The sequence below is a fragment of the Arthrobacter sp. 05N429 genome (assembly GCF_056397045.1).
In genome coordinates, this window is record NZ_JBFTMQ010000006.1 from 117,417 (window position 1) to 132,559 (window position 15,143).

Genomic DNA, 15,143 nt, shown 5'->3' on the forward strand with positions numbered 1-15,143 from the left:
TTCGCACCGGGTGTATGGGAGGCCGCGTCCGGCCTCCAGGCCGAGCCGCCTCACCAATAACAATTCCGGGCATGCGTCCCGGGGCTGGAGTCGATGTGGCTATTTCTGAACAACTGCCCGACGTCGTGACCGACCAGGGACAGAAAGCTACCTCTCGCGCCAAGCGAGCCACCTCAAAGACCGGTGCAGCGTCCAGTGACGCCGCAGCCGGTCTTGCTGTTTCCGGGGAAGGGACAGCAAGCACGGAACCGGCCCGGAGCTTCGTGATCGACACCTCGGTGCTGCTCTCGGACCCGAGGGCCCTGTTGCGGTTCGCGGAGCACGAAGTCATCCTGCCGATCGTCGTCATCACCGAACTCGAAGGCAAGCGGCACGACCCCGAGCTCGGCTATTTCGCCCGCAAGGCGCTCCGGCTCCTCGATGACCTGCGGGTGGAACACGACGGGCTCGACCGGCCCATCCCGCTCGGCCACGACGGCGGCACCCTCATGGTGGAGCTGAACCACATCTCCGCCGAGGTGCTCCCGGCCGGCTTCCGCGGCGGGGACAACGACAGCCGGATCCTCGCCGTCGCCAAAAACCTCGCCAACGAGGGCCGCGACGTCACGGTGGTGTCCAAGGACCTCCCGATGCGCGTCAAGGCCTCGGCCATGGGGCTACAGGCTGATGAGTACCGCAACGAACTCGTCAAGGACTCGGGATGGACCGGCGTCGCTGAAATCGACGCCGGCGAGGAGGAAATCTCCACGCTCTACGGCCACGAACCGGTCTTCATTCCGGAGGCAGCCGAGATGCCGACGAACACGGGCCTGGTGATCCTCTCCCAGCGGGGGTCTGCACTTGGCCGGGTGGGCGCCGACAAGCAGGTCCGCCTCGTCAAGGGTGACCGCGACGTGTTCGGGCTGCACGGGCGTTCGGCCGAGCAGCGGCTGGCGATCGACCTGCTGATGGATCCTTCCGTGGGCATTGTGTCCCTCGGCGGGCGTGCGGGCACGGGGAAGTCCGCCCTCGCCCTCTGCGCGGGCCTCGAAGCCGTCCTGGAGCGCAGGGAACACCGCAAGGTGATCGTTTTCCGGCCGCTCTACGCCGTGGGCGGCCAGGAACTCGGCTACCTGCCGGGCTCCGAGGCGGAGAAAATGAACCCATGGGCGCAGGCCGTCTTCGACACACTCGGCGCCCTGGTCAGCCAGGAAGTCGTGGAGGAGGTCATGGACCGCGGCATGCTCGAGGTGATGCCGCTGACCCACATCCGCGGCCGTTCCCTGCATGACGCCTTCGTGATCGTGGACGAGGCCCAGTCGCTCGAGAAGAACGTCCTCCTCACCGTCATGAGCCGGATCGGGCAGAACTCCAAGATCGTCCTCACCCACGACGTCGCCCAGCGTGACAACCTCCGGGTCGGCCGGCACGACGGCGTCGCCGCCGTCGTCGAAACGCTCAAGGGCCACCCGCTCTTTGGCCACGTCACCCTCACCCGGTCCGAGCGCTCGCCGATTGCGGCGTTGGTGACGGATCTGCTGGAGGGGGCGGAGATCTAGGTTCCCCTGGTGCGGGGCCGTGGTCGGGTTTGCCGGGCCGCGGCCCTTCGCCGTGCTGCTGTGGTTGGGTTCGCCGGGCCGCGGCCCTTCGCCGTCGCTTAGACACGGCCCATCGGACCCGCTGCGGTCGCTGGGCGACCTTCGGGGCCCGATGCGCCGCGATGCGCTCCTTTGCGAAGAACCGCGGTCCGGCGGGTGCTTCCGTCACCTTTCGCGGAAACCCACGAAGAACCGCGGTCCGGCGGGTGCGTCCGGCACCTTTCGCGCTAGAACCGCGGTCCGGGCGGGTGCTTCCGTCACCGTTGCCGTCCTGTTGGTTTGGGTCCGGTTACCGGCCCAGGACTGTGCCTTGGACTGCTGTGATGGGGATGGGGCCGAAGTCTCGGGAGTCTACTGAGGATTCTCGGTTGTCGCCGAGGACGAAGAGGCGGCCGGCCGGGACTGTTACGGTGCCGAAGTAGACGCCGTCGATGGTTCGCTGGTCGACGAAGGGTTCTTTGGCTGCGGTTCCGTCCACGTAGAGGACGCCGTCGAGGATGGCGACGGTCTGTCCTTCCGTTGCCACCACGCGTTTGAGCAGGACCGCTTCGTTGGGCATCTCGCCGTCGTCCGGTCCGTTGAAGACCACCAGCTGGCCGGGCTGGACCCCGGCCAGGCGGGGGAGGGCTTTGTTCAGCCAGACGATGCTGCCGGCCGCGACGGTCGGTGCCATGCTGTCCGAGCTGACCGTGATCGGTTCGACCACCCAGAGCCGGAGCGCCAGCAGTCCGCCCAGGCAGAGGGCGGCGCCGGCCACGGTGCGTCGTTGCACCGGCTCAACCCTGGACTGGGTCCCAGACGGCCGGGGCCGCCGTGATCGGATCGTTCGGGTCTGCCTCATTGGCTCCGAGCCCCACCCGGAACTGGAGCATCATGGCGTGGTCCTCATGGGTCAGGTTGTGGCAGTGGAGCATGTAGCGTCCCCGGTGCGGGCCGAAGTGGACCAGCAACCGCACGGTTTCCCGTTCACCGACGTAGACCACGTCCTTGGGGCCCTTCTCGTGGGCGAACGGCGGTTTGCCATTCCGGCTAAGGATCTGGAAGTCCACGAGGTGCATGTGCATGGGATGGAACCAGCCGTCGGAGCTGTTTTCCAACTCCCAGATTTCCACGGCGTCCAGGGCGGGATCGGCCATCACCCGCTTGAAACCGCTCGCGATGACTTCTTCCCAGGTCAGGTCGTCGATCATCCAGATATTGGTGACGTCGTCGTGCCTGATCCGGAACCTGCGGGTCTTCGTGGAATCCGCTGCGGTGAGGTCCATCGGATGGCTGGTGGCGAGCGTGGTCGGGATGGTGTTCCACGTGGGGTCCGCCGTGTTGACGGCGTCCCCCACGACGTCGAAGGCCATGATCTTTCCGGTGTTGTCGAAATCGCGGTTGTTGTCGTTCGACGAATTGCGCAGTTCGATCCGGGTCCCGGTGGCGTATTTGCGGAAGTCAATCAGGATTTCGTAGCGCTCGGCACTGCCGTGGCGCCAGGACGCGAGTGTCTGCGCCACGGGCACCAGCCCTGCGTCCGTGGCCACCAAGGTGACAGGGTCTCCGGTGCTGAGCTTGAAGTTATAGGACCGGGACACGGATGCGTTCAGGACCCGGAAGCGGTAGACGCGTTTCTGGACCTTCATGACCGGCCAGGGCTTGCCGTTGACCAGGATGACGTCACCCCACAGGCCCGAGTGCTCGCGGTCGTCATAGCCCAGCGCGCCGTTGGCCGCAAACATGGCGTCGCTGATGGTGAGGGGGACGTCGAAATTGCCTTGTGGGAGCAGCCCCTTCTCGACCGGATCGCTGATCAGGTACTGGCCGGCCAGCCCCGAATAGACGTTCTGCGCCGTGAAGTGCACAGAGTGATCGTGGTACCAGAGGGACCGCGCCGGCTGGTTGTTCGGGTAGTGGTAATCCTTGTAGAAACCGGGCAGCGTGAGGTCGTTCGCGTAGCCGTCAAACTGCGGAAGGGACGCGGAGCCGTGCAGATGGGTCGATGTGGGCATGGCATGGCCCAGCGTCGGGTGCTTGGCGGGCAGCTGGTTGCGGACACGGACGATGGACCGGGTTCCCTTGTCGATCCGGATGGTGGGGCCCGGGAAGATGCCGTTGTAGGCCAGAATCGGAGTGCTCAACCGGGAGAGGATCTTAGCGCTGCCCAGCCGCTGCGTCATGGTGTAATGGCGCGTGGTGACGCCGTCCGCGCCGACAGTTGTCTGGTACGCCAGGGGCGGCGGAATAGTCAGCGGTACCCGGAAAGGCCGGGGCATGTCACTGTCACTGAGCTTGCTGGCAGACTTCGCGCTGACGCCCGAAATGGGTACTGTCACGATGCCCGCCCCGACCACTCCGATTCCGCCGAGGATGAGCGCCTGCCTCCGTGTTAGGGACATGTTGATCAGCTTCCTTTCAAAATCGGTGTTTCTTCCGACAGAGTGGGCCAAGGAGCTTGGAAAAACCTACGGACCGGGTGTCTACGGGTGCGGCCTGTGGGACCGTGCCAAAGCCGGCTTTCCGGGCAGGTCGATCGGGCTCAGGCTAGCCGGTGTGGTGTGACAGGCCCAGGGACAGCCGCGAGCCACCGGGCCCGTCGAGGACCAGGGCGACGGCCTTGTCCGGGAGTTCGAAGATCAGGGTTGCGGCGACTGCCTCGCCCTGTTTGAGGTCCGCGGCGGCCGGTGATTGCCAGAGCGGCCGGAACTGCTCCCGGCCCAGGCCCGAGACGCTGAAGTCGCCGGTATCCAGCCGCAGGCCGCCGGGCTCCAGCGCGGTGATCCGGACCACGAGCCGGACCCTGTGGGTGCCTTCCGCGGGTGCGCCGTCCAGCGCGTCGTCATTATCTTCCGGTTCCCAGCCGTCGTCTTCGACGGGGACGATCTCGCCGATGCTGGCCATGCCGCCCGGAATAGAGGCGGACGCGCCCAGCGGAACGCTTGGTTCGGGTCGCGCGGTGAGGAACAGGTACGCCAAGGCAAGCCCGATGAGGCTCAGCATGGCGACGGGAATCAGTATGAGACGCCGGCGTTTGCCGCGCGCTGCTGGCTTCGCTTCGAGCTCGGTGGCGGTCATGCGGTCATTGAAGCCCGCCCGGCTTGGGAAAAGCCGGTGCCGGTGGCGTTAGCCTCCGATGCCCAGGAATTTCGCCGTAGCGTCGTGGCCCGCTACCTGCAGGTTCCAGTCGGGGCGCTTGAAGGTCGCCGGGATGAGGCGGACCTTCTGGGCTTCCTGGCGCTGACCGCCCCAAGCGGCACGGGTGACTCCGTTCAGTTCGTAGCCGAGGGAACGTGACACGCCCAGCGACTGCTGGTTCCAGGCTGCCGCCTCGGATTCCGCGACCTCCGCGCCGAGCCAATCGAAGGCATAGAGGGCGACGGCGGCGCGCATCTCCTTGCCGAATCCCCGGCCGTGCACGCTCCGCCGGAGCCAGGAACCCGTGCTGACCGTCTTCAGGGTGGCGAAGTCCTTGGCCTCGACGTCCTGGCAGCCGATGAACTCGCCGTCGTGCCAGATGCCCAGCAGCAGCGTCCATTCCTGCGGCGACATGGTCCCCCGGCACCGCCAGTACCACTGCGCCATGTTCGGGCCGAGCTCCTCTGCAGGGGCTTCCGCCCATGGTTTGCTGAACGGGCTGCGGCCGGGTTCGTGGATGCCGCTCAGGGCCGCCTGCACCGCCGCCGGGATCTCCTCGTCACGGATGGGCCGCAGCGTGAGGCGGGGAGTGGTCAGGGTGAGGCCGAAGGGCGGCCAGTAGCGGGCAAGCTCAGTCATCCGGGAAGCCTAGCCGAGCGCGGGTCTCCCAGCGAGTCACACGGGCGGTCAGCCTGCCGGGAGTTCCCAGCTGATGTGCCGGCGGACATCCGTGAGGTTCATGGACTCGGCGAGGAACAGGTCGTCCAGCATGTATTCGTCCACGGCCAGGATCCGCAGCCAGTGCCCGTATTCCTCGGGTCCGTCCCCTCCCTGGCCGCCGTCCAGCCAGCGGCTCGCGACGCAAACGCCCGTGCCGGCGTCGACCCTCACCAGCGTGCGGCCTGGCCGGCACAGCGGCGAGGCGGGGTCGCTGGGGCGGTACCCGGGGTTCGGGGTGACGGTGACTTCCAGGGCGGGGCGGCCCTCGTGCAGGATTTCGGTGATGGTGCCCAGTTCCACGGGGTTGGAGTTGGGGAATTCGAGCGGCACCGGGGAGTTGCCCGCCAGTTCCACCGGATCCAGCGCGGCGGCGAAGCGCCCGTTCCCAAATCCGGGTTCGCCGTACGCAGCCTCGGGCCGGCGGCGGACCAGCCCGTGGTCGTCGTAGACCGGGGTGACGAGGTGGGGCGGCAGCAGCCAGGTCTTCCTGGTGGAGCGGGTGTAGAAAACGTCGCGGGAGTCATTGATTCCGGTGCTGCTTTGCAGGACCAGCCCGTCCGCGGTTTCCAGCCGCAGGGCTCCGGGGCGGCGCAGCCACGCCCGGACCAGGTCCGGAGCCGCTGCTGCCTCAGGGGTCCCGGGAGCGGCGGCAAGGGGCCGGTCCAGGTACTCAAAGCGCAGGGAATGCCACTTCCACGGCGAGGAACGGCACAGGTTTCGGAATGCGGCCGCCTGCTCCGCGGCGTCCCCGGGCGGGCGCGGCTCGCGCCGGTTCGAGTTGTCCCATGCGGCCATATCCACAGTTTACGCGCGGGCCCGGCGCTGGCGGCCGGAATTTCCAGTAGCATCCGAGGGTGATCCAACGACTCGGCGGACTGGGGGAAGTGACCCCGCTGGCCTTCTGGCTGGTGCTGCTGGCCTGCGCCTACCTGGCGGTCGCGGCCGTGCGGCTCACGGTCATCGACGTCCGCCACCATCTGCTGCCGGACCGGATCGTCTTCCCGGCCTATGCCGTCGCCGGGGTGCTGCTGCTCGGCGCAGCGGCGGTCCACGCGGCGTCGGGAGCCCCGGCCTCGGCGGCAGTTCCCGACGGCGGAGCCGGGCTCTTCGGGGTACCCGGGCTCCGCATAGTGGCCGGGGGAGCAGCGTTGTGGCTGTTCTATTTCCTGCTGCGCGCCGTCTACCCGCCAGGGATGGGGTTCGGCGACGTCAAGCTGGCGGGCGTCCTCGGGATGTACCTGGGGTTCCTCGGCTGGCCGCACGTCTTTGCCGGGACCTTCGCCGCGTTCCTCTTCGGCGGGCTGTGGAGCCTGGCCCTGCTGGTCTCGCGGCGCGGCACGCTGAAATCGAGCATCCCCTTCGGGCCGTTTATGCTGGCGGGCGCCGCCGCGGCCATGGCCCTGCTGCCGGCGGCCTGAACCGCTGCCCGCTCTCCCGCGCACTTGGCTAGGCTGGCGGGATGGCTACCCCCGACTTCATTCTTAAGCTCCGCGCCAAGATCGGCCACGAGACCCTCTGGATTCCCGGCGCCCGGGCCGTGGTGTTCGACGACGCCGGCCGGGTCCTGCTCGGCCAGCGGGCCGACAACGGCCAATGGGGGCTGATCACCGGGATTCTGGAGCCCGGGGAAGAGCCGGCGACGGGCATGCTGCGGGAAGTCCTGGAGGAGACCGGCGTCGTTGCCGCCGCCGAGCGGCTCGTCTCGGTGGCCGCCGTCGGGCCCACCACCTATCCCAACGGGGACGTCTGCCACTTCCTGACGCTCGTGTTCCGGTGCCGCTACGTCTCCGGGGAGGCGCGCGTCAACGACGACGAATCCCTCGCCGTGGGCTGGTTCGGGGCGGAGGAGTTCCCGGCGCTGATGCCCGGGCATCTGGAGAGCATCGAACGTGCTGCGCAGCCGGACGGAGCCGCCCACTTCCGGGGCTGACGGCTAACACTTCGGAGTTCACTAATCCTGTCGGTGCCCCGCAGTAGCCTGCTCCTGTCCAGCCAGACGCTGGGGAGAGTTGGTCCGGGTGCGCCCGGACCGGAAATGGGGAAGCATGACAGACGCTGCACTGACACACGTTTACGTTCTCCTGGACCGATCGGGGTCCATGAGCGCCATTGCCGACGACACGGTGGGCGGGTTCGCGGCCTTCGTGCGGGACCAGCAGTCCGTGGCCGGCCGCTGCCGGCTCTCCCTTGCCCAGTTCGACGACAGCTACGAACGGGTCTATGCCGCAGTGGACATCCAGGACGTTCCTCCGCTGGATCTTCAGCCGCGCGGCAGCACGGCCCTGCACGACGCCATGGTCCGGCTGATCGGTGAGGCCGGCGCGGAGCTGGCCGCACTCCCGGAGGACCAGCGCCCCGGCACGGTGCTGGTGGCCGTCCTGACCGACGGCCACGAGAACGCCTCACGGGAGGCCACGGGCGCCATGGTCAAGGAGCTGGTGGAACGGCAGCAGAGCCGGTGGGGCTGGCAGTTCACCTACCTGGGGGCCAACCAGGACGCCGTGCTGACCGCTCACGGGCTCGGCATCCGGGCCGAGGACGCCCTGACGTACGCCGCGGGGAACGTGGATGCGGCCTTCTCGGTTCAGTCGGCCAAGACGCGACGGCTGCGGGAGGCGCGGATCGGCGGGGCGAGCATGGCCGACGCTGCTGCCGCGGCGGCCTACACGGAGGACGAACGGGAGGCTGCCGGGGGAGGCACGCCGCAGCCGTAGAAGGCGTGCGCCGGCAACACGCACGACGGCGGCCGGCGCCTTTCGCCAGAAAGGTGCCGACCGCCGTCGGACGCTGCGCTGCCGCGCCGGACGGGCGCGGCGGCGGGCGTGGGTGCTAGGCCTTGTGCGGCGGACGGGTCATGGACATGACGTCCAGGGCGGTGTCCAGCTGCTCCTCGGTCAGTTCGCCGCGCTCCAGGAAGCCCATGGCCACAACGGTTTCGCGGATGGTGAGGCCTTCCGCCACGGACTTCTTCGCGATTTTTGCCGCGTTCTCGTAGCCGATGAACTTGTTCAGCGGCGTGACGATGGACGGGGACGCCTCGGCGAGGAAGCGGGCACGCTCGACGTTGGCGGTGATGCCGTCGATCATCTTGTCGGCCATGACGCGGCTGGTGTTGGCCAGCAGGCGCACGGATTCGAGCAGGTTGGCGGCCATCACGGGGATGCCGACGTTGAGCTCGAACGCGCCGTTGGTGCCGGACCAGGCGATGGCCGTGTCGTTGCCGATGACCTGGGCGCAGACCATGATCGAGGCCTCACAGATGACGGGGTTGACCTTGCCCGGCATGATCGAGGAGCCCGGCTGGAGGTCCGGGATCGCGATTTCGCCGAGGCCGGTGTTGGGGCCGGAGCCCATCCAGCGCAGGTCGTTGTTGATCTTCATGAAGGAGATCGCGATGTTGCGCAGCTGGCTGGACGCCTCGATCAGGCCGTCGCGGTTGGCCTGGGCCTCGAAGTGGTCGCGGGCCTCGGTCAGCGGCAGGCCGGTGTCGGCGGAGAGCAGTTCGATGACACGCTCCGGGAAGCCGGCGGGGGTGTTGATGCCGGTGCCGACGGCGGTGCCGCCGAGCGGAACTTCGGCGACGCGGGGGAGGGAGGCATTGATGCGCTCGATGCCGTAGCGGACCTGTGCGGCGTAGCCGCCGAACTCCTGGCCCAGCGTCACGGGGGTGGCATCCATCAGGTGCGTGCGGCCGGACTTCACGACGTCCTTGAACTCGACGGCCTTGCGCTCCAGGGACTCCGCGAGGTAGCCCAGCGCCGGGATCAGGTCGTTGATCAGGGCCGAGGTGGCGGCCACGTGGACCGAGGTGGGGAAGACATCATTGGAGGACTGCGAAGCGTTGACGTGGTCGTTCGGGTGGACCACCTTGTCGCTGCCGCCGGCCTTGAGCGCCCGGGTGGCCAGTTCGGCCAGGACCTCGTTGGTGTTCATGTTCGACGAGGTGCCCGAGCCGGTCTGGAAGACGTCGATCGGGAAGTCGCCGTCGTACTTGCCGGTGGCAACCTCGTCGGCGGCGTCGGCAATGGCCTGGGCGAGCTCGCCGTCGAGCACGCCCAGTTCTGCGTTGGCCTGGGCAGCGGCCTTCTTCACCCGGGCCAGGGCTTCGATGTGGGCGCGCTCCAGGGTCTTGCCGGAGATCGGGAAGTTTTCGACGGCACGCTGCGTCTGGGCGCGGTACAACGCGTTCACGGGGACGCGGACTTCGCCCATCGTGTCGTGTTCAATGCGGAACTCTTCAGTGTTCAAATCTGCTGTGGAAGTCATGGAGCTAGCTTATTGGGCGGAGGCGTTCCACCGAAAACCATGAACTGCCCGCTACCGGGCAGGCTGAGCACCGCGGCGGTAGGAACTCAGATCTCACCGATTCCGGAAACGATGTCCGCCCGGCCGTCGGCCAGGCTGTAGGCGAGGCCGATTACTGCTGCCCGGCCGCCTCCGACGGCATCCGAAATCACCCGCGAGCTGTCCACGAGCCGCTGCGATGTCTGTTTGACGTTCTCGACCACCATGTCGTTGACGTCGGTCTGGTTGTTCCGCAGGGACGTCAGCACCGACGGCGTGATGCGCTCAACGAGGCTGCGCATAAAGCCTACGGGCATCTGTCCGGTTTCCACCGCCGCTTTCGTGGCCGTCACCGCGCCGCAGCTGTCGTGCCCGAGGACCACGATCAGCGGCACGCCGAGGACGCTGACGCTGTATTCGAGGGATCCGAGCACGGCGTCGTCGATCACCTGGCCGGCGGTGCGGACGACGAAGGCGTCCCCGAGCCCGAGGTCGAAGATGATTTCAGCGGCCAGCCGGGAATCCGAGCAGCCGAAGATCACAGCGAAGGGGTGCTGGTTCTCCACGAGGGAGGAACGGCGCGACGCGTCCTGGTTGGGATGGGACGATTCGCCGGAAACAAAGCGCTCGTTGCCTTCGCGGAGTCGACGCCAGGCAAGTGCGGGGGTGAGATAGGTGGCCACGGCCCTACTTTACGGCGAAGAGGAGGGGGAGGGTGAAACTGTTGCTTCCGCGGTGGTCCCGGGTGACGCGCTGCCCGCGGCGACGGGATTTTCCTCGATCGCCTTGACCACGGCGGTGGCCAGCACCGCGAATTCGTCCAGTTGGGCGGACCCGGTCAGGATAACTGTGGTCCCGCCGACGTCGTGAAGCACCATGCTCTTTTCGCCCTTGCCGGTGTCACGGAGTTCCCAGTCCCGGCCTCCGGCGGTGCGGGTGCCGGTGACGGGTGCGCTCTTGACCTGCTGGAGCAGCCAGGTGGGATTGGACTGCCGCGTCTGCACCAGGCCGATGAAGGATTCCTTGGGGGTGAGGAAGCCGACCTCCCACGTGGGGACGCCGCTGCCCGTTCCGGACTCCCAGCGGGCGTAATTCGCGCGGAATGTTTCGCCGGTTTCCGGGGCCGCGGGTGTGAATCCCGCCACATCTGCAGCGTTCCGCGCCACGGCGCTGACGTTGATGTCCGGGCGGTAGCCGTCAGACTTTGGCGACGGATTCATCAGGACGATCGGCAGGAACGTGGCGATGCTCAGGACCAGCGCAATGATCATGCCGATCACGGAAGCGTTCGCGCGCTTCGCCGCTCCCGGGGTCAGGACGGGCTTGACGGGCGGCTGGCCGGCCGCGCCGGGCGCTTCCCGGCCGGCGGTGCCGGCGGGGGAAGCTGGGGCTGCGGGGGGCGTTTCCTGCAATTCACTCACCCCTCTATAGTCGCCCATTCCGGGCCGATCTCACATTCGGTGGTGCCGGGCGGGGGAGGTCCTGCCGTTTCACGGAATGGTCATTCCAAGACGCAGCTTTTCGCCGCGACTATGATCAATAGCAGACGAGATCACTAACCAACGAATCACCGCGACGGATCGACCTGTCCGTGCGGCTTCAATGATCGCCACTCGAAGAAGAGGTTCACGTGACACCAGCGCCAATGACCCAGAAGTACTCCACGCTCTCCCCGTCCCTCGCCGTCGGCATCGACGAGCCGGACCGCAACCTTGCTCTGGAACTGGTCCGCGTCACCGAAGCCGCCGCCATCGCCGGCGGCCACTGGGTCGGGTTCGGGGACAAGAACAAGGCCGACGGCGCCGCCGTCGACGCCATGCGCTCCTTCCTCCAGACTGTCCACTTCAACGGTGTTGTCGTGATCGGCGAAGGTGAAAAAGACGAAGCCCCGATGCTCTTCAACGGAGAGCGCGTCGGTGACGGCACCGGCCCCGAGTGCGATGTCGCCGTCGACCCGATCGACGGAACCCGCCTGACCGCCCTGGGCATCAACAACGCCCTGGCCGTCCTCGCCGTCGCCGAGCGCGGCTCCATGTTCGACCCCTCCGCGGTGTTCTACATGGAGAAGCTCGTTACCGGTCCGGAAGCCGCCGACATGGTCGACCTGCGCCTGCCGGTCAAGCAGAACCTGCACCTGATCGCCAAGGCCAAGGGCGTCAAGGTCAACCAGCTCAACGTGATGATCCTGGACCGCGACCGGCACCGCCCGCTCGTGGAGGAGATCCGCGAGGCCGGTGCGCGGACCAAGTTCATCATGGACGGCGACGTCGCCGGCGCCATCGCCGCAGCCCGCTCCGGCACCGGAGTGGACGCCCTGATGGGCATCGGCGGTACGCCGGAAGGCATCGTCGCGGCCTGCGCCATCAAGTCCCTCGGCGGCGTGATCCAGGGCCGGCTGTGGCCCACCAGCGACGACGAGAAGCAGAAGGCGATCGACGCCGGCCACGACCTGGACCGGGTGCTCTCCACCAACGATCTGGTCTCCAGCGACAACTGCTACTTCGCCGCCACGGGCATCACCGACGGCGACCTGCTCAAGGGCGTGCGTTACTCCAAGGACAAGGTCCTCACGCAGTCCATCGTGATGCGCTCCAAGTCCGGCACCATCCGTTTTGTGGATGGCGAGCACCAGGCCAGCAAGTGGGAAGGCTACGCGCGCAAGGGCTAGCACCTGCCGCAACAGCCTGATCACCCGGATCCCGGGGCGCGTTTCGCGCCCCGGGATCCGCCGTTTCCGGGAGCGCCGGCCCCCTCGCCGCACGTGACCTGGACTGGAAGATGCGCCACTCCGTCGAGGACGGTCGCCAGCGCCTGCGAAGCACAGAAGACAGCAGTCTCCGCCGGAAGCTAGTGCCCCAAACCCGCATTCTCCCGAACAGGACATGCCCAGTGGTCAGGCCCAGGGTCGGACATGGTGGGAATATGTCCACCCGCCCAGGCTGACGCGGGGCATGTCCGGTGGTGGGACTCAGGTTCGTGCTGTCGCCGGGGGACATGCTCGGTGCTGGTGCCCAGGTTCGTGCTGTCGCCGGGGGACATGCCCAGTCCTCAGGCCCAGGGGTGGACATAGGGGGTCTATGTCCACCCGCCAAGTCCAGCGCGGCGCATGTCCAGTAGGGCGGGGTGGGTCAGGCGCTGGACATGCCAGGACGGGTGACTAGCGGCGGAGTGTGCTGCGCAGCCGGGCGGGCACGGTCCGGGCCGCCTGGGCGCCGCGGCGGGCGGCCTGCGCGCACTTCCTGGCCAGCTGGTACCCGCTGTAGCGGAACTTCCTCACCGGCAGATCCCAGGTTCCGGGGTACACCACCTCGCGCCCGCCGAACGACTTCTTGAAGGCCGTGAAGCCGGCCCATTTGTGGTCGGGCTGGTCCGCGGGGGCGACGCCCCAGAGGTCCACATGCTTCAGGCCCTTTTCCTTGGCATCGGCCATCAGCGTGACCAGCAGCGGAATCCCGGCGCTGAGCTTCCTGTGCGTATCGTCCAGTGCCGCGTGGGCATAGGTGCGGGTGTCTGCGGAGTCGTAGGCCAGGGCGGCAGCGATGGGCTCGCCCTCAAGCTCAGCGACGAAGAGTGTCGCGGCACCGGCAGGCATCAGTGAACGGGCAACCTGGGTCAGGTATGCGTCGCTCTGTGGCTTGAAACCGTTGCGGGCCGCCGTCATGTGCAGGAATGCCAGCAGGACCGATATCTCGGCGGGATCCTGGCTGGAGCGGAACGTCACGCCCTTCTTGTGGATGTTCCGGTACAGGTTGCGGTTTACCGGCTTCATGTCCGAGAGGACGTCCTTGAATTCCCGGTCCAGGTCCACAACCCAGCTCAGTTCGGGCTGCTGGTTGGCAGGGGCAGGACGGAGGCCGCGCGTGCGCAGGACGGCATCGGCGTCGGCGGCCGTGAAGCCGGCATCGACCGGTTCAATCCGGACAAACACCGCCCCGCGACTGCGGGCCAGGTCCGTCAGTGCCGCCAGAGCGGCGTCGAACGCGGTCAGGGAAGCGGCTGCCGGGCCGTAGGGCGCGTAGAGGAGTTTCCCCGCGGGGTTGCTCTCCTCGATGGCCAGGAAGCTCCAGCCGGGGCCGGAGTGCTGGTGTACGGTCCGTCCCAGTCCGCGCTGGAAGTCGGCCCACGGCGGGCTCTGCAGGAAGTGGTCCACGGTCTCAGGCTTTCAGGGCGGTCGTGACGGCAAAGGCAAGGGTTGTGCCCGTGGCACCGGACATGGCGTGCGCATTCACCGGTGCCTCGGCTGCCGGCAGGAAGGCGCTGGCACCGCGTTCCAGCCGCAATTCGCCCTTGGGGGAGTCGAGGAGCACGGACCCCGATACCACGATGATGACCGCGGCTCCCGACTGCGCCACCGGTACGGGTTCCGCGCCGGGTTCCAGTTCGATGCGCTGAAGCTGGAATTCACTGAACGGCGGCCGGAAGACCTCCTGCCCCAGCATCGTGGTCTCGGGGCTGAGCATCGGGACGCCGACGGCCTCAAAGGAGATGGTGCGGAGCAGTTCAGGCACGTCCACGAACTTCGGAGTCAGTCCGCCCCGCAGCACGTTGTCGGAGGAGGCCATGACCTCGATGCCGAGCCCGTGCAGGTAGGCGTGGACGTTGCCGGCCGGGAGGTAGACAGCCTCGCCCGGCGCCAGCGAGATCCGGTTGAGCAGCAGCGAGATCAGGACACCCGGATCGCCCGGGTACTGCGCGTTGAGCGTCACGACGGTGGCAAGTTCCGCTTGGTGCGGCGCCGTCGGGGCGCCGGAGGTCAGGGCCGCCACAATCGCTGCCGCCGCTTCGGTCACTTCGTCGCCGCCGGCGATCAGGCGCTCGAAGGCCGAGCGCAGGGCGGTGTGCTCCTCGGGCTGCGCCAGATCCTCCAGCAGCAGCGGAACGAGAGGAGGAAGCTCGAGGCCGGCGAGTTCAAAATCCGCCACCAGCAGCTCGAAGACGGCGCGCGCGTCCGACGCCGGCCGGAAGCCGCACAGCGCCTCGAACGGTGTCAGCGCGTAGATCATCTCCGGCTTGTGGTTGTCGTCCTTGTAGTTGCGTTCCGCTGCGCTGTGGTCGACGCCGGCGGCCTCTTCGCGGGCGAACCCTTCCCGTGCCTGCTCGAGGGTGGGGTGCACCTGGAGCGAGAGGGGGCTGTCGGCGGCCAAAACCTTGAGCAGGAACGGAAGCCGGGGGCCGAATTCGGCCACGCTGTCGCTGCCCAGATGGTGCTCCGGGTCTTCCCCGATCAAGGTATCCAGCGCCCGGCGTTCGCCGTGGCCCTCGACCGCCGCGTGCGCGCCCGCGGATCCGGCCGGGCTGAGCGCCACCGACGGTGAATCCGGGTGCGCGCCGATCCAGAGTTCCGCCTCGGGGCCGCCGGAAGCCGGCCTGCCAAGCAGCCCGGCGATCGCCGTCGTGGAGCCCCAGGCATAGGGCCGGAGGACGTTCTCGAGTTCGTACACTGCC

15 protein-coding genes are annotated in these 15,143 nt (G+C 67.8%); 5 read left to right on the forward strand and 10 right to left on the reverse strand.

Annotated features, from left to right (window positions below):
* The first annotated feature begins 95 nt into the window (after positions 1-95).
* Complete coding sequence (locus AC1DF4_RS12480; protein WP_476913189.1) at positions 96-1,538, forward strand: PhoH family protein; 1,443 nt, start codon at positions 96-98, stop codon at positions 1,536-1,538.
* Between the two features lie 328 nt (positions 1,539-1,866).
* Here AC1DF4_RS12480 and lepB read toward each other — a convergent pair whose 3' ends face one another.
* The 5 genes from lepB to AC1DF4_RS12505 all read right to left on the reverse strand — a co-directional run bounded on the left by lepB (position 1,867) and on the right by AC1DF4_RS12505 (position 6,209).
* Positions 1,867-2,349 carry a signal peptidase I gene (gene lepB / locus AC1DF4_RS12485; protein ID WP_476913190.1) on the reverse strand — a complete coding sequence of 161 codons (483 nt, stop codon included), beginning with the start codon at positions 2,347-2,349 and terminating at the stop codon, positions 1,867-1,869.
* 4 nt (positions 2,350-2,353) lie between these two features.
* Positions 2,354-3,958, reverse strand: a complete 1,605-nt coding sequence (locus AC1DF4_RS12490; RefSeq protein WP_476913191.1) for a multicopper oxidase family protein — start codon at positions 3,956-3,958, stop codon at positions 2,354-2,356.
* A 145-nt stretch (positions 3,959-4,103) separates the two neighbouring features.
* Entirely contained in the window at positions 4,104-4,634 is a 531-nt protein-coding gene (locus AC1DF4_RS12495) for a hypothetical protein (protein ID WP_476913192.1), read from the reverse strand.
* A 48-nt stretch (positions 4,635-4,682) separates the two neighbouring features.
* Complete coding sequence (locus AC1DF4_RS12500) at positions 4,683-5,333, reverse strand: GNAT family N-acetyltransferase (RefSeq protein WP_476913193.1); 651 nt, start codon at positions 5,331-5,333, stop codon at positions 4,683-4,685.
* 48 nt (positions 5,334-5,381) lie between these two features.
* Entirely contained in the window at positions 5,382-6,209 is an 828-nt protein-coding gene (locus AC1DF4_RS12505; protein WP_476913194.1) for a hypothetical protein, read from the reverse strand.
* Between the two features lie 59 nt (positions 6,210-6,268).
* Between AC1DF4_RS12505 and AC1DF4_RS12510 the strand changes: the two genes are divergently transcribed.
* The 3 genes from AC1DF4_RS12510 to AC1DF4_RS12520 all read left to right on the forward strand — a co-directional run bounded on the left by AC1DF4_RS12510 (position 6,269) and on the right by AC1DF4_RS12520 (position 8,128).
* Entirely contained in the window at positions 6,269-6,832 is a 564-nt protein-coding gene (locus AC1DF4_RS12510; protein WP_476913195.1) for a prepilin peptidase, read from the forward strand.
* Positions 6,833-6,873: 41 nt separating this feature from the next.
* On the forward strand, positions 6,874-7,344 hold the full coding sequence (locus AC1DF4_RS12515; protein ID WP_476913196.1) for an NUDIX hydrolase: 471 nt from the start codon (positions 6,874-6,876) through the stop codon (positions 7,342-7,344).
* 115 nt (positions 7,345-7,459) lie between these two features.
* The gene (locus tag AC1DF4_RS12520; protein ID WP_476913197.1) at positions 7,460-8,128 is read left to right on the forward strand and encodes a vWA domain-containing protein; all 669 of its coding nucleotides are present in this window, start codon (positions 7,460-7,462) and stop codon (positions 8,126-8,128) included.
* Between the two features lie 115 nt (positions 8,129-8,243).
* Here AC1DF4_RS12520 and AC1DF4_RS12525 read toward each other — a convergent pair whose 3' ends face one another.
* From AC1DF4_RS12525 to AC1DF4_RS12535, 3 genes are all read right to left on the reverse strand, one after another.
* Positions 8,244-9,680, reverse strand: coding sequence for a class II fumarate hydratase (locus AC1DF4_RS12525; protein ID WP_441405783.1), 1,437 nt, complete (start codon positions 9,678-9,680; stop codon positions 8,244-8,246).
* Between the two features lie 86 nt (positions 9,681-9,766).
* Positions 9,767-10,381, reverse strand: a complete 615-nt coding sequence (locus AC1DF4_RS12530) for a carbonic anhydrase (RefSeq protein ID WP_476913198.1) — start codon at positions 10,379-10,381, stop codon at positions 9,767-9,769.
* A 9-nt stretch (positions 10,382-10,390) separates the two neighbouring features.
* Entirely contained in the window at positions 10,391-11,137 is a 747-nt protein-coding gene (locus AC1DF4_RS12535) for a DUF4245 domain-containing protein (protein ID WP_476913199.1), read from the reverse strand.
* Positions 11,138-11,343: 206 nt separating this feature from the next.
* On the opposite strand from AC1DF4_RS12535, the gene glpX reads away from it, so the two are divergent.
* Positions 11,344-12,366 (forward strand): class II fructose-bisphosphatase, encoded by a 1,023-nt coding sequence (gene glpX / locus AC1DF4_RS12540; protein ID WP_186329239.1) that lies wholly within the window; start codon positions 11,344-11,346, stop codon positions 12,364-12,366.
* 489 nt (positions 12,367-12,855) lie between these two features.
* Here glpX and AC1DF4_RS12545 read toward each other — a convergent pair whose 3' ends face one another.
* Positions 12,856-13,848, reverse strand: a complete 993-nt coding sequence (locus AC1DF4_RS12545; RefSeq protein ID WP_476913200.1) for a lipid II:glycine glycyltransferase FemX — start codon at positions 13,846-13,848, stop codon at positions 12,856-12,858.
* A 4-nt stretch (positions 13,849-13,852) separates the two neighbouring features.
* Positions 13,853-15,139, reverse strand: a complete 1,287-nt coding sequence (manA, locus tag AC1DF4_RS12550) for a mannose-6-phosphate isomerase, class I (RefSeq protein WP_476913201.1) — start codon at positions 15,137-15,139, stop codon at positions 13,853-13,855.
* Positions 15,140-15,143 lie beyond the last annotated feature (4 nt).

What these genes read in the sequence shown, in the direction of transcription:
- AC1DF4_RS12490 (WP_476913191.1), bottom strand. Translation starts at nt 3,958, where the DNA reads ATGTCCCTAACACGGAGGCAGGCGCTCATCCTCGGCGGAATCGGAGTG.
- AC1DF4_RS12495 (WP_476913192.1), bottom strand. Translation starts at nt 4,634, where the DNA reads ATGACCGCCACCGAGCTCGAAGCGAAGCCAGCAGCGCGCGGCAAACGC.
- AC1DF4_RS12500 (WP_476913193.1), bottom strand. Translation starts at nt 5,333, where the DNA reads ATGACTGAGCTTGCCCGCTACTGGCCGCCCTTCGGCCTCACCCTGACC.
- AC1DF4_RS12505 (WP_476913194.1), bottom strand. Translation starts at nt 6,209, where the DNA reads ATGGCCGCATGGGACAACTCGAACCGGCGCGAGCCGCGCCCGCCCGGG.
- AC1DF4_RS12515 (WP_476913196.1), top strand. Translation starts at nt 6,874, where the DNA reads ATGGCTACCCCCGACTTCATTCTTAAGCTCCGCGCCAAGATCGGCCAC.
- AC1DF4_RS12520 (WP_476913197.1), top strand. Translation starts at nt 7,460, where the DNA reads ATGACAGACGCTGCACTGACACACGTTTACGTTCTCCTGGACCGATCG.
- AC1DF4_RS12525 (WP_441405783.1), bottom strand. Translation starts at nt 9,680, where the DNA reads ATGACTTCCACAGCAGATTTGAACACTGAAGAGTTCCGCATTGAACAC.
- AC1DF4_RS12535 (WP_476913199.1), bottom strand. Translation starts at nt 11,137, where the DNA reads ATGGGCGACTATAGAGGGGTGAGTGAATTGCAGGAAACGCCCCCCGCA.
- glpX (WP_186329239.1), top strand. Translation starts at nt 11,344, where the DNA reads ATGACCCAGAAGTACTCCACGCTCTCCCCGTCCCTCGCCGTCGGCATC.